Source organism: Streptomyces sp. NPDC000134 (genome assembly GCF_042899225.1).
In the GTDB taxonomy this organism is placed as follows: Bacteria; Actinomycetota; Actinomycetes; order Streptomycetales; family Streptomycetaceae; genus Streptomyces.
This window is the reverse complement of the sequence record NZ_JBIAZN010000017.1, coordinates 47,002-58,560: the sequence shown is the minus strand read 5'-3', so window position 1 is coordinate 58,560 and position 11,559 is coordinate 47,002. Positions and strand designations below refer to the sequence as shown.

The following is an 11,559-nucleotide window of genomic DNA, read 5'->3' as shown; positions in this document are numbered from 1 at the left end:
GGCTCCGGCTCCAGCTTCGGCTCCGGCTTCAGTTCCGGCTTCAGCTTCGACTTCGGCTTCGGCTTCGGTGGCTCAGTTGGCGAGCAGCTTCTTGACCACCGCGGCGACCCGGCCGCCCTCGGCCTGGCCGGCCACCTTCGGGTTCACGATCTTCATGACGGCGCCCATGGCCCGGGGCCCCTCCGCCCCGGCGGCCTTCGCCTCCGCGACGGCCTGGGCGACGATCGCGTGCAGCTCGTCGTCGGACAACTGCTTCGGCAGGTACACGGCCAGCACCTCGCCCTCGGCCTTCTCCCGCTCGGCGCTCTCGGCCCGGCCGCCCTGCGCGAACGCCTCGGCCGCCTCCCGGCGCTTCTTCGCCTCCCGGGCGATCACCTTCTGCACCTCGTCGTCGGACAGCTCGCGCTTCGTCTCGCCCGCGACCTCCTCCTTGGTGATCGCGGTGAGCGTCAGCCGGAGCGTCGAGGAGCGCAGCTCGTCGCGCTCCTTGATCGCGGCGTTGAGGTCATCCTGCAGCTTCGACTTGAGCGTGGTCATGCGGTCGATTGTCGCAGGTACGGGTGGGAAGCCGCCTTCCTTATTCACCGGACGGTGACCGAGGGGCGAATCGACGGTCATCGACCGGGACTTAAGCCCCCCCGCGGCGGCTCCCTGCCCGCCGCCGTCTGACACGATGGCGGTATGCGCACGCGATACGGAGTGCCCCTGTCCATCGCGGCGGCTGGAGCCGCCGGTCTGGTCTACGCCGCGGGCTTCGAGGCCCGTTCCTTCCGCCTCCGACGGGTGACGGTCCCCGTCCTGCCCTCGGGGATACGCCCCCTGCGCGTGCTCCAGGTCTCCGACATCCACATGGTCGGCGGCCAGCGCAAGAAGCAGCGCTGGCTGCACTCCCTGGCCGGCCTGCGCCCCGACTTCGTGATCAACACCGGCGACAACCTCTCCGACCCGGAGGGCGTCCCGGAGGTCCTGGACGCGCTGGGCCCGCTGATGGAGTTCCCGGGCGCGTACGTCTTCGGCTCCAACGACTACTACGGCCCCCGGCTCCGCAACCCCGCCCGGTACCTGGTCGAGAAGCTCCAGGGCAAGCACGGCCTCAACGGCAACCCGCCCGCCAAGGACGTCGTCCACAACCCGTGGGAGGACCTGCGGGACAGCTTCGACGCCGCGGGCTGGCTGAACCTCACCAACACCCGGGGCACGCTCAAGATCGACGGCGTCTCGGTGGAGCTGACCGGCCTGGACGACCCGCACATCAAGCGGGACCGGTACGCGGAGGTGGCCGGCGGCCCCTCCCCCTCGGCCGACTTCTCGATGGGCGTGGTGCACGCCCCGTACCTGCGCGTCCTCGACTCGTACGCGGCGGACGGCTACCCCCTGGTCCTCGCCGGCCACACCCACGGCGGCCAGCTCTGCATCCCCTTCTACGGCGCCCTGGTCACCAACTGCGACCTCGACACGGACCGCGTGAAGGGCCTGTCCACACACACGTCGGAGGGCCACACCTCGTACCTCCACGTCTCCGCGGGCTGCGGCACCAACCGCTACACGCCGGTACGGTTCGCCTGCCCCCCGGAGGCGACACTGCTGACGCTGGTGAGCCGGGAGGACTAGGCGGAAAAGGGGGTCGGCAAACCCTGCGTGATCCCGCCGATCCCCCATCCAGCCCACCCCAATCGCCCCTTTTACCCCATCTCCCTACCGTGGGGGCATGACCGCACCGATACCCAGGGACCTCCCGGACCTGCCCGCGGTCCCGGGCCCGCCCGCCCTGCTGCCCGCCCCGGTCCCGGCCATGGCCGTACTCCCCCCGGTACGCCGCCCGGCGACGGCGGCCTTCCGCCTCCTGACCGCCCTGCTCGCCGCCACGGGCGTCACCCTGGAACTGGCCACGGGCGACATCACCCGCACCCTGAGCTACTTCACACTCCAGAGCAGCATCCTCCTGGCCGCCGTCCTGACCCTGTCGGCCCACAGGGCCTGGACCGCCGGCCGCCCCCTGCCGCCCGCCGTAACGGGCGCGGCCCTCCTCTACGCGGTGACCACGGCCCTGGTGCACCACCTGCTCCTGACGAACACCGCGAGCCCCTACGCCCTCACGAGCACCCCGACGGGCTTGCACGCACTCGCCGGCCACCTCCTCCACACGGCGGTCCCCCTGGCCGTCGCAGCCGACTGGCTCCTCCTGACGGCCCCGGGCCGCCTCCGCCTCCGCCACGCGGCGGCCTGGCTGGCCTACCCCCTGGCCTACCTGGCGTTCTCCCTCGTCCGAGGCGAACTCCTCCTCCCCGGCACACCGGCCCGCTACCTCTACCCCTTCCTCGACGTCGACGCCCACGGCTACCGCAGCGTCCTCGGCAACACCCTCCTCCTCGGCCTCGCCGGCTACGCCGTCGCCGCACTCCTCGTCGGCGCGGACCACGCCCGCCCGAACCCCCTCCGCTGCCGCCACTGAATCGGATTTCGTCTCCGGCGCACGGTGGGCTAAAGTAAACGACGTCGCCGCGACAGCGACGACACTCGGGGTGTGGCGCAGCTTGGCAGCGCGCTTCGTTCGGGACGAAGAGGTCGTGGGTTCAAATCCCGCCACCCCGACAGAGAAACACCAGGTCAGGCCCGGTGCTGAGAGATCAGCACCGGGCCTGATTTGCTTTGCGGCCCCGTTTTGGGAGCCGTTTGGGAGCCAACTTCCAGAAACCGGCTCCCGGCGGCTCCCAGCGAGCGGCCGTCCGCCGTCCAGTCCGCTCTTTGCCGCTCACGCTGGGAAAGGGTCATCCCTATGGTTGTGCGAGGCCGATCACAGGCGGTACGACGATCGCCATGCATCGATGGTCTCCGTTAAATGACCGGCAGCTCGCACTCCTCACCCGCATCGGGGACGGAGCCGACCCCGTCACGTCGGACAGCCCAGAGTTCGCCCTCACCGCCCGCGCGCTCAAGGAGCGGCGTCTGATCACCATGCCCAAGCAGGATGGGAAGTGGCAGGCGGAGATCACTGACGCGGGGCGCTTCTACCTGGAACACGGCCATCACCCGGACCGGCCGGAACCGGCGCCGCGCAAGCAGCGGTCGGCGGGTTCCGAGCAACGGACACGGCCGGCCCCTCCTCCGCAGAAGCAGGACACAGCTCCGTCCACGACGAAGCCGGCGCCGCAACGCGCCGCCAAGCACCCGCAGGCGTCGCCAGCGGAAATCGGAGCCGCCTTGATCGCGGAAGTACAGCAGGCTGGGCGGTTCCTCCGGATCCCGAACCCCAGCGACCAGGAGCGAGCCCGCTACCGCAGGACCTTCGACGCGGCCCGGCAGTGTGCGCCCGAGGGGTATCACCTGAAGTACAGCGGCCGGGCGAAGGGGGACTTCTTCCTCGGTCTGCTCAGGGTGTCCGGGGAGGACGACACCGAGTGGAACCGGATCCGGCTGGCGCGCAGCCGGGTGATCAGCGATGTCGAGGACGTGATCGCCGCAGTCACTGCGGACCACAGCGCCTTCGAGATCTCGGAGGAGGTCCTGCCCCGAGTCCTCTCGCTCCTCCGGCTCCTCGCCGAGCAGGCACTCGCCCGCCACGGCGAGATCACGGTGTCCAAGAAGCGAAAGCAGCCCAGGCCCCTGCTCACCGTCCACGGCAGGACGTACGAGGTCGGCTTCCGCGAACGGCAGAAGCAGGTCCGGTACGTGCCCAAGCAGCCGGGCCGACGTACGTACGACTGGCAGCGGGTGACGCCGGCGCACAGGTTCGAGCCCTCCGGCGAGCTGGAACTGCTGATCAGCGAGCACTCGGGCTACGGCTACGGCCACAGCTACGGCTGGAAGAAGGAATGGGCCGACACCGCCAAGAAGCCGTTGGAGGAGCAGGTCGGTTCGGTGTTCCGCGCGCTGAAGGCGCGCGCGGAGGAGCAGGAGCGGGCTCGGCTGGAACGGGAGGCGGAGCAGCGGCGCCTGCGAGAGGAGCGGGAGCTGCAGGAGGCGGAGCGTCGGCGTCTGGAGTCGGAGCGGGAGGAGCGTGAGAGGCGGGAGTGGGAGTCCGCCGTCAGTGCCGCCTCGATCAAGGCGGTTCACGCCCTACGGGCGGAGCACTTCGGCACAGCCCTGGAGCAGTGGAAGGTGACTGGAGAGATCCGGGTGTTCTGCGTCGCTCTGGACAAAGCCGCCGCCACATCGGACGACGCCGTCGAAGCCGAGAGGCTGCGAGAGTGGTCGGCTTGGGGGAAGGCGGAGGCCGACCGGCTGAACCCCACCATGACCGGCAGGGGCCTGGCCGTTCTCGACTTCCACGCGGAGCCGACGGGAGATCAGCTACGGCCCTTTCTCGGCAGCTGGAACCCGCACCGGCCGGAGAGGGAGCAGCCTGCGGCACGGCCCGAGCCGCCGAAGCCGACCCCGGAGCGGTGGCGCGGCTCTATCGACGCACGTCAGGATCAAGGCTGGCGATATGGACGCCAAGGTCGCGCTCAATGGTGGAGGCGATGACGCCGTGCCCACGGTCGCGTAGGGCCTTGACCGCTTTCTCCACCAGCTGGCCGAGCCGGATGACCTCTTCGCGCAGTGCGACCAGCTCGTCGTAGCGCTCAGCCTTGTCCTCGCCGCACCACACCCGGACGGTCCGCAGGACGGCCGCATCCGCATCCAACTTGCGGTCGTCCCGACGACGGTACGAGTACCAGGAGGGCTGTGCGCGCTCCTGCTCGATGTCCTGCTGCTTGCGGTCCACCTCCGGGAGGATCTCGTCGGCGAGGTGGCCCGCTACCTGACGGGCGACGCGCTCGGTGACCGGCCAGCCGGCCAGGCACATGCCGGCGCGGTTCTCGTGCACCATCGGGTCACTGCGGAGCGCGGTGGCGTCCATTCCGATGAGCGGCGCGGTCTCGTCGAGTCGGCTCAGTTCCAGAACTCCCGCGTCCGCCACCCCTCGGCGGAGGCGCAGCCTGTTCTTCGGCCGGACGAACCCGAGGATCAGGCGCGCGGCCTCGAAATTGGTGCTCCCTCGTGCATGGCGTGACGCCTCGGTCAGTCTGAGTTCTGCCTCGTCATCGGCGCGGAACGCATAGACGTCTGACCACGGTGGTACGAGGCAGCCGGGACTCACCCATTCCTGCAGGCCGGCGTCATCCCCTTCCAGGAACCGGATGTGGATCCAGTCAGACCTGCCACGGCCGCCCACCCGAACGATCTCCACCCGCCTGACAGGGCTGCCCAAGTCCTTGGGCCTCGCACGGTAGGCCCAGTGCTCGCCAATCTCCATGTGCCTATTGAGCCAGGTCCGTTGGTCCCGTTACTGGGCAATCGTCGTAACTGCTGGAGTGAGACGGCCGCGCGGAGTTGACGCGGCCTAGTGGAGGCATCGGGGATGCGGCTGTGCCCTCCGGGAGTGGTCGCCGGAGGGCACAGCTCTTTGCTTGCTACGACTTGACGGGCACGCGTCACACTCCGCGTGCCCGCAGGAGATCACTCAGCACGCGCACTGGTGACGTGGCGCTCATGGCCAAACGTGCGTCGAGCGCTGCCTCCCACTGCTCGGTCAGCCCCAGCATGAGGCGCTTGCGCATGCCTGGGGTGACGTGGGCGTAGCGTGCCGAGACCGAGCCGTCGATGTGGCCCATGCGTTCGTCCATGAGCACCTTCTCGGTTCCCAGGTCCTCCATCATCGTCCGGTGGGTGTGGCGAAGGCCGTGGGGCGTGAGTCCCTTGGCTATCGGGAGCCAGCAGGCGTCGGCCCGGTCGCTGGCACCTCGCCCCCGCGCTGGGACGCCGGGCCACGGCTCGCCGAGCAAGGGCACCGGTCGTGGCTCCTGGGGTGCCTTCTTCGGGTACCAGCCGGAGACCGCCGGCGTGAACAGCCAGGTTGCGAAACCGTTCCTGCGCCAGTGGGCGGCATGCTCCGGTACGACGCCGCCCCGGACGAACCGGAGGTCCGCGATGGCCTGCTCGACCTTCTCTCGCGTGGCCTCGGTGACGCGTTCGGGGTGGTTGAGGACGTTGGACACCGTGCCGGTCGAGACGCCGGCACGGCGGGCGACGTCGACGAGCTTCGCGCCTTGGTGGCCCCCGGTACGGGCCGCGCCCTGTCCTCGGAAGACGTAGGTCTTGCCGTGACAGGGGCACGGCATGGGCTTCGTGCGGGCGATGTGGTTGGCGACCAGCGCGGACAGCCAGTCCATCGAGTCGATGGTGCGGTAGCTGTCGTCCTTCGGCGGGCAGCGCACCAACTCCCCTGTGTCGAGTTCGTACAGCTGCCACTCGACCCGGACGGCTCCAGGGCGGACGAACGCGGTCTCCAGGCCGACGATCTCGCCCCAGCGCATGCCGGTGTAACCCTTGAGGACCACGGCGACGAACTCGTCATCACGGCCGGAGAGCAGGGCGGCGCGCTCGGCGGTCAGCAGGATGCCGAGCGCGTCGGTGACCACCTTCTCCGGACCACGGTCTCGGGAGCGGCCGGCGCGTTTGCCGCGTCCGCGCCGCCGAGCGGCCGGGTTGGACGTGATCAGGCCCTCGTCGATCGCGTCCTCAAAGATCAGGTGGAGCGTCGAGCGCCAGGTCTTGACGCTGGAGGCCGCGTAGAGGGCCTTCTCCTTCTTCTCCCACAGGTCGACGTCCGTGCGCAGGATGCCGGCGAGCGCCTTGTCCTCGAACTCGGGGAGCAGGTGCTCCTCGATGTGCCGCTTGTAGTTCTGCATGGTCGAGGCCGCCAGGTCCTGGGCCTCGTACCAGCGGTTCGCGTACTCGCCGAAGGTCTCCTGGCCGAGGGCCGGGTCGCGCCAGTCGCCGCGACGGTACTTGTTCTCGGCCTCGGCCGCTGCCCGTTGGGCCTCGCCTTTGGTGGCGAACCTGATCGCCTTGCCGTTCTCGTCGACGACCGTGTTGTGCTTGCCGGGCGCGACCTTGTACCGGCCGCGCCAGTAGTTTCCGCGTTTCTCCGCGAAACCCAAGTCCCGCTGTCCCCTCTTGGTTGTCCTCGGCTACGGCAGATGCGATCGGGTCACGCGACAGTGCTGTACTGCTGCTGTCGACGCGGCGGGCGGGCCCGCAGGCGAGTCGCCGGCGCCACGGCGGGGCGACGACGTTGCGCGGAGTCGGTCTGCGTACCGGGCTCGGAGAGCGGCTCGGTCGCCCGGGCGGCTGTCTGCGCGGGCTGTGCCGGCCGCTCCTCGTAGAGGCGGATGATCTCGGCGAGGTGCTCGGCGGTAAAGCGGTAGGCGCGGCCGACCCGGGTGTGCGGGATCAGACGCCGTCGCGCTCGGTCCTTGACCCACCAGGACGAGCAGCCGAGGGTGTCGGCGATCTCCTCGGGGCGGTAGAGGCGGGGTGGAGGGGCGTCGGACGGCCTGTGGGGGACGGGCGCGGGCGTGGGTCGGTGCAAGGGGGCGGCTCCTGGTCGCGAGGGCGGGGGGGGATGCGTGGGCGGCTCAGGTGGCGCCCGGGCCCTGGAGGAGGGCGACGGGCGATACCTGCAGGGCTTCGGCGATGGCGACGAGGTCGTCGATATCGCATCGCCGCTTGGCGAGTTCGATGCGGGACAGCATCGTGTTGGACATAGGACGGCCCAAAGCGGTACACCGCGCGGCGAGTTGGCGCTGCCCAAGGCCGCGTTCCGTACGGAGGATTTCGATGGTGCGAGCCGCCAGCATTCCTGCGGGCCCTATTTCCAGAGATCGTGCTGCCATGGCTCCAGTTGTAGCGTGCATTCGCCGGTTTGGTTAACCGGCGATCGTCGGCTATGTTGCGCCGCGCTCAATCGGTGAGCGAGGCGGTCGGGGTGCTGCGCAAGGCCGGATCCCCGAACGGGTCCCAACATCCAGAGACCTCTCTGACGTGGGGTGTTGTGTTGTAGCTTCGTCGCTCGCAGGACGTCAACGGCTTCCCGATGTGATCCTTCTGGCTCGGGGTGCGGGGCAACTATTTGGTCAACCGCCGATCGTGCCCTACCGTTTTCGCACCGCCCTCGCCGATTCGATTTCCAGCGGCATTTCTGCCGTGAGAGATTGCGCCGGATAGGGCTGGACTTGCGCGCCGTGGGTGTGGCTATGTTGACGACACCCCGGAAAGCGCGAGCGGCCATCAACGCTCCCGCGTCAACGGCCGTACATTCCCGCCCTTCACACCCGTCTCCGCCCCCGACCGACGGTGAACCGTGGGCACCCAGCCCACCGGCCACCGAGTGAGGACCGCCCCTCTTGGCACGAATCCGCACCATCAAGCCTGAAGCCTTCGTCTCCGAGTCCCTGGCCGCCGTTTCCCTGACCGCCGAGCGCACCTTCTTCGGCCTGCTCACCCAGGCTGACGACCAGGGCCGCCACCGCGACCATGCCGCGATCATCGCCGGGCAACTGTGGGTCCTGCGCCCGGAACACACGCCCTCCGCCGTCGAGCAGGACCTCGCCCAGCTCGCCGACGCCGGGCTGATATGCCGCTACAAGGGCACGGATGACAAGCGCTACCTGCACATCGTCACCTGGCGGCAGCATCAGAAGATCAACCGCCCCAGCGCGAGCCGCCTGCCAGCCTGCCCGCGCCACGACACGCCGACTCGCACCGCGTCCGGCGTCGGCACGCCGGCTGCGGGGGCTGGCGTCACGGAGCCCGCACCGCTGTCTCCCGGAGCCCTCCGTGAGGGGTCCGGGCAAGTACGCAACCCTGCGGTGAATCCCGCTCCGAATGGCGAACCTGCAGGTCAGGACGATTTCACGGAGTCCTCCGTGAGGAAGCAGGGAGGGCTCGGTGCGGGAGCGGTGACGCCTCACGGTCCGGATCTAGGACCTAGGATCATGGATCTAGGAGATACCCCTTCGGGGGGCGCGAGCGCCCCCGCACCTCGCACCGTCTCGGCCAACCAGCTCATCGCCGAGTACGCCGCCGCTTGCACACACCGGCCACCCAAGGACGTCCTGGGCCATCTCGGCCAGCAGGTGCGCAAGCTGCTCGACGAGGGCATAGCCCCCGATCACATCCGGGCCGGACTCGGACTGCACCGCGCCAAGGGCCTGCACCCCAGCACGTTGCCGAGCCTCGTGCACGAAGCCATGAACGCGGCCCCCGCCGCGCCGGTTGTCCACAGGGCGTGGACAAACCCCGTCGATGTCGAAGCCGCCTACGGAGGTGACCTCTGACCGCCACCCTCACCCGCGAGCCCCACCGGGTCGGCCCGCTCGCCGACCGGCTCAACGGCATCCTTGCCAGTCGCGGCATCGACCTCGCCACCGCCGCCGTCGAAGAAGGGCACGCCGAGCCCGTCACCGCGCTGGAACTCGCCGACGCCAGGATCCCCGCCCGATACCGCCGAGCCCTGGCCGACCACCCGAAGGTCACCGCCTGGGCCGACGAGATCGCCCGCGCCGGACGCCCCGGCCCTGGGGGGCCGGGCATCGCCGAAGGCCCGTCGCTGCTGATCGCCGGCCCCACGGGCACGGGCAAGACGTACCAGGCGTACGGCGCCATCCGCACCCTGCTCGCCCGTGGCGTCCGCCTTCGCTGGGAGGCGACCACCACCGCCGACTTCCACGCTCGCCTGCGTCCACGCGCCGGCCATGACGCCGAACGTGAACTGCAGACCCTGGCACGCTGCCCGCTGCTGTGCCTGGACGACCTCGGTGCGGCCAAGACCAGCGAGTGGACCGAGGAGCTCACCTACCGGCTCATCAATCACCGGTACGAGCACATGCTCCCCACCCTCATCACCACCAATCTCCCGACGGAGCAGCTACGCGTCGCCCTCGGTGACCGCGTCGCCTCCCGCCTCGCCGAGATGACCGAGCGCGTCATCCTCAAAGGCCCCGACCGACGACGCCGCACCGCGCCCTCCGCCTGACCGGCCTCCCCACCTGCCTCGCCGCGCCGCGCGCGCTCACGCCTGGCCTGCGCCGGCCCGCGCGGCAGGACCGCTCAACGCTCCGCCGTGATCGTCCGGCCCTCCCCGGTTCCCCTACACCTTGGAGACCCTCCTGCCTTCTCTGACCCTCGTTTCCCTGGCCACCCGGAACAGCGGCACGCCGCTCCGCCCGGACTGGGTCACCTCCCCGGTGACAACCCTGGCGCTCCTCATCTCTCTCGTGCTGCTGGGCCTGCTCGCCGGATGGCTGATCCGCCAGCAGCGCCGCCGGCCGCCCGGCAGCAAACGCTGGCGCGGGACCGTCGCGGTGCCCGTCGCGGCCATGGCCGCGCTCGGCTGCACCGCCTACAGCGCGGACACCAGCTGGCGGTTCGCCGCCGACTACCTCGACATGGGCGGCACCACCGAACGCGTCGCGATGTTCGCCGCCGCAGAGCTGGCCCTGTTCGCCACCGCCCTGATGGCCCGGCAGAACCTCAACGGCCCGAAGCAAACACCCGGCCTGCCCGGCACCCTCACCTGGGTCATCACCACCGTCCAGATCCTGCCCGCCTACGCCGAGTCCGGGCTGGTCGGCGGCACCGTGCGAGCCTTCGTCGGCCCGGTCATGGCCGCGATGCTGTGGCACCTGGCCATGGGCATCGAGCTGCGCCACCGCACCCCCGACGCCGCCTCACGCGGCCTGGCCGCCGTCCTCGTCCGCCAGGCACGCGAACGCCTCCTAGCGCGGCTCGGGATCGCCGACCAAGACGCCGATGCCACCCGCCTCATCCGTGAGCGCGCGCTGAGTGAAGCCGTCGCCCTGATCCTGCGCGCCGAGTCGATGACCGACCGCAAGCGCGGCAGGCGGCGGCAACGACGCCTGACGGAACGTCTGCACGAAGCGCTGGAGCGGGCCGGCGTCGACGGCGACCCGCTCCAGGACGAGCTGCTGCTGCGCAAGCTCGCAACCCGCAAGCAGGCCCTCGACCTCGCCTCCATCACGCTGCCGCCGCGCTGGCAGATTCCGGCCTCCAACCCTCTCCGTGAATCCGGGCACAGCCGCCCGCGCTACAGCCGCCCGGCACCACTGCCGCGGGCAGAGGAAGCTGCCCGCCCACACCCATCGGACGCGGGTGACGACGAGGTGCCTCCGGCTGCCCGCCCGGAGACTGCCCGCCCGGTGCCCGGGCTGTCCGCACGGGCAGAAGCCGAAGACAGCCCGGCGCCGACGGGCAACAGCCCGGGCAGCGTGTCGGGCAAGCGCGAACGGAAGGGGGCTGCCCGGAAGAAGCGCGACGCCGGCAAAGCCCGTGCCTCCGACGAGGTCATCCTCAAGCACGCTCGCCGCATCTACGAGGAGACCGGCAGCGTCGGCCGCGACCGGGTCGAGGACGCCCTGCGCGCCGCCGGCTACACCGTCTCCAGCGACGGCGTCGGACGAGTCGTCCGCGAGTTCAAGGCCCAGCTCAAGGCAGCAGCCGGCGATCCACTCCGCTGATCCCCGCAGCACCAGCACTCCCAACCAGACCCCTACCCGAAGGGCCCCATGCACGCCCCGCACCACGAAGACCCCATGCCCCACGAGGAATCCCTGCTGATCACCCCTGCCCCATCGGGAGCAAGTTGGTGCAGGAGCATCGCTCCCGTCGGGAGCAATGCTCCTGCCTCTCCCGCCCCGGGAGTGGCAGGAGCGGATCGGCACCGGGGGGCGCCGATCGTTGAGGATGCGACCGAGGGCGGATCGCATCCTGAGAGGG

The 11,559-nt window shown here is 70.3% G+C and carries 11 protein-coding genes and 1 tRNA gene; 7 read left to right on the top strand and 5 right to left on the bottom strand.

All coding sequences use genetic code 11. The annotated features are described in order from the left end of the window. Nucleotides 1-72: 72 nt before the first annotated feature. Nucleotides 73-537, bottom strand: coding sequence for a GatB/YqeY domain-containing protein (locus ACFY32_RS24485; protein ID WP_359203634.1), 465 nt, complete (start codon nt 535-537; stop codon nt 73-75). A 144-nt stretch (nt 538-681) separates the two neighbouring features. Here ACFY32_RS24485 and ACFY32_RS24480 point away from each other — a divergent pair, with 144 nt between their 5' ends. From ACFY32_RS24480 to ACFY32_RS24465, 4 genes are all read left to right on the top strand, one after another. Further along, nucleotides 682-1,611 (top strand): metallophosphoesterase, encoded by a 930-nt coding sequence (locus ACFY32_RS24480; protein ID WP_390675260.1) that lies wholly within the window; start codon nt 682-684, stop codon nt 1,609-1,611. A gap of 97 nt (nt 1,612-1,708) precedes the next feature. Beyond that, nucleotides 1,709-2,452, top strand: a complete 744-nt coding sequence (locus tag ACFY32_RS24475; protein WP_359203628.1) for a Pr6Pr family membrane protein — start codon at nt 1,709-1,711, stop codon at nt 2,450-2,452. A gap of 66 nt (nt 2,453-2,518) precedes the next feature. Beyond that, nucleotides 2,519-2,592 (top strand) — tRNA-Pro (locus ACFY32_RS24470). Between the two features lie 225 nt (nt 2,593-2,817). Further along, nucleotides 2,818-4,464 carry a PE-PGRS family protein gene (locus tag ACFY32_RS24465; protein ID WP_390675259.1) on the top strand — a complete coding sequence of 549 codons (1,647 nt, stop codon included), beginning with the start codon at nt 2,818-2,820 and terminating at the stop codon, nt 4,462-4,464. Here ACFY32_RS24465 and ACFY32_RS24460 read toward each other — a convergent pair. The 4 genes from ACFY32_RS24460 to ACFY32_RS24445 all read right to left on the bottom strand — a co-directional run bounded on the left by ACFY32_RS24460 (nt 4,394) and on the right by ACFY32_RS24445 (nt 7,658). Beyond that, nucleotides 4,394-5,236, bottom strand: a complete 843-nt coding sequence (locus ACFY32_RS24460) for a PE-PGRS family protein (protein WP_390675258.1) — start codon at nt 5,234-5,236, stop codon at nt 4,394-4,396. The genes ACFY32_RS24465 and ACFY32_RS24460 overlap by 71 nt on opposite strands. 178 nt (nt 5,237-5,414) lie before the next feature. After that, nucleotides 5,415-6,923 (bottom strand): LacI family DNA-binding transcriptional regulator, encoded by a 1,509-nt coding sequence (locus ACFY32_RS24455; protein ID WP_390675257.1) that lies wholly within the window; start codon nt 6,921-6,923, stop codon nt 5,415-5,417. A 50-nt stretch (nt 6,924-6,973) separates the two neighbouring features. Beyond that, complete coding sequence (locus ACFY32_RS24450; protein WP_053637906.1) at nt 6,974-7,354, bottom strand: helix-turn-helix domain-containing protein; 381 nt, start codon at nt 7,352-7,354, stop codon at nt 6,974-6,976. Nucleotides 7,355-7,400: 46 nt separating this feature from the next. Then, nucleotides 7,401-7,658 (bottom strand): helix-turn-helix domain-containing protein, encoded by a 258-nt coding sequence (locus tag ACFY32_RS24445; protein ID WP_053212833.1) that lies wholly within the window; start codon nt 7,656-7,658, stop codon nt 7,401-7,403. A gap of 510 nt (nt 7,659-8,168) precedes the next feature. On the opposite strand from ACFY32_RS24445, the gene ACFY32_RS24440 reads away from it, so the two are divergent. The 3 genes from ACFY32_RS24440 (at nt 8,169) to ACFY32_RS24430 (ending at nt 11,300) form a co-directional block, all read left to right on the top strand. Beyond that, complete coding sequence (locus tag ACFY32_RS24440; RefSeq protein ID WP_362107910.1) at nt 8,169-9,101, top strand: hypothetical protein; 933 nt, start codon at nt 8,169-8,171, stop codon at nt 9,099-9,101. After that, nucleotides 9,098-9,799 (top strand): ATP-binding protein, encoded by a 702-nt coding sequence (locus tag ACFY32_RS24435; RefSeq protein ID WP_087774235.1) that lies wholly within the window; start codon nt 9,098-9,100, stop codon nt 9,797-9,799. The genes ACFY32_RS24440 and ACFY32_RS24435 overlap by 4 nt, the downstream gene beginning before the upstream one ends. A gap of 211 nt (nt 9,800-10,010) precedes the next feature. Beyond that, the gene (locus tag ACFY32_RS24430) at nt 10,011-11,300 is read left to right on the top strand and encodes a hypothetical protein (RefSeq protein ID WP_390675317.1); all 1,290 of its coding nucleotides are present in this window, start codon (nt 10,011-10,013) and stop codon (nt 11,298-11,300) included. Nucleotides 11,301-11,559: the final 259 nt, after the last annotated feature.